The organism is Vibrio sp. D401a, assembly GCF_030248515.1.
GTDB classification, from domain to species: domain Bacteria; phylum Pseudomonadota; class Gammaproteobacteria; order Enterobacterales; family Vibrionaceae; genus Vibrio; species Vibrio rotiferianus.
Genome location: NZ_JAHGAI010000100.1, coordinates 1 through 1,078, shown reverse-complemented (window position 1 = coordinate 1,078; position 1,078 = coordinate 1). Strand labels below are relative to the sequence as shown.

At 42.7% G+C, this 1,078-nt stretch carries 1 pseudogene; it reads right to left on the bottom strand.

Annotated elements, in window-relative coordinates:
- Positions 1 to 32: 32 nt before the first annotated feature.
- Positions 33 to 1,006 (bottom strand): annotated as a pseudogene (locus KIV41_RS24630) (IS3 family transposase); the annotation flags it as partial.
- Positions 1,007 to 1,078 lie beyond the last annotated feature (72 nt).

Genomic DNA, 1,078 nt, shown 5'->3' with positions numbered 1-1,078 from the left:
TGACCCGTCCTGATATGGGTTGACACTTTTAGTTAAAACGCTCGATGAACTTCATCGGGCGTTTTGTATTTTAGAGCTGTATGTGGTCTCTGTTCATTATAGAGTTTCACAGACTCAGCGACCATTTTCTTAGCTTCATTCAAGTCATTCGGCTTAGTCAGCAAGTACTCCATCTTTAAGATACCATTTACTCTTTCCGCTAGAGCGTTTTGATAGCAGTCGTACCCATCAGTCATAGAGCATGTCACATGATATTTTCTGTGTAATGACTGATATTCTTCAGAGCAGTATTGAATACCTCGATCAGAGTGATGGATAAGCTCTCCCTCATATCGCCGCTTTTTCAAAGCTTTCAGGAACGCACTCTTAACGGCTTGCGTCTTCATATTATCATCGAGATGATACCCAACTATCTTCCTCGAGTAAGCGTCAGTGATTAAGCTGAGATAAGTATTTCCCGCTCGTGTTGCCAAGTAAGTAATATCAGCGACCCACAACTGCTCCGGTTTATTTGGAACCATGCCCTCTTTGATTCGGTTTGGATGGCAGTGGAACCGGTGATGGCTGTTTGTTGTTCGATGATAAGCCCTACGGTTTAAGACCAATAGGCGATGCTGTTTTAGCAATAAAAACAGACTGTCTCGCCCTATATAAATGTTACTCTGACTGAGTAAGTACTTTAGCTTTCGAGTTCCTAATCGAGGATGTCGAATCCTTTGCTCTTTGACGAACCCAATGACAGATTGCTCTTTCTGAGTTCGCTGAAGCTCGAGCGCGCAGCGTTTGTAAAACGCCTGCCGAGTAATCCCGATGAAGTGACAAGCTTTAGTTACTGTGAGCTTTTTGACCGTTTTTTCCTTAATAACTCGGCTTTGCGCTTCTTTGAGATTCGGACTCCGAAATCTCTATCCATTACTTTTACGACAGCCTCAAAGAAGTCCGCTTTCAGTTGAGTTTCTTCGAGTTGTTGCTCGAGTTCTTTTATCCGTTGTTCAGATAAATTGGTCTAAAGGAATAGAGAAACCAAACACAGTAGGTAATGGTATGCCTGATTCTCCTTCTACTCAAACTCCTGAAC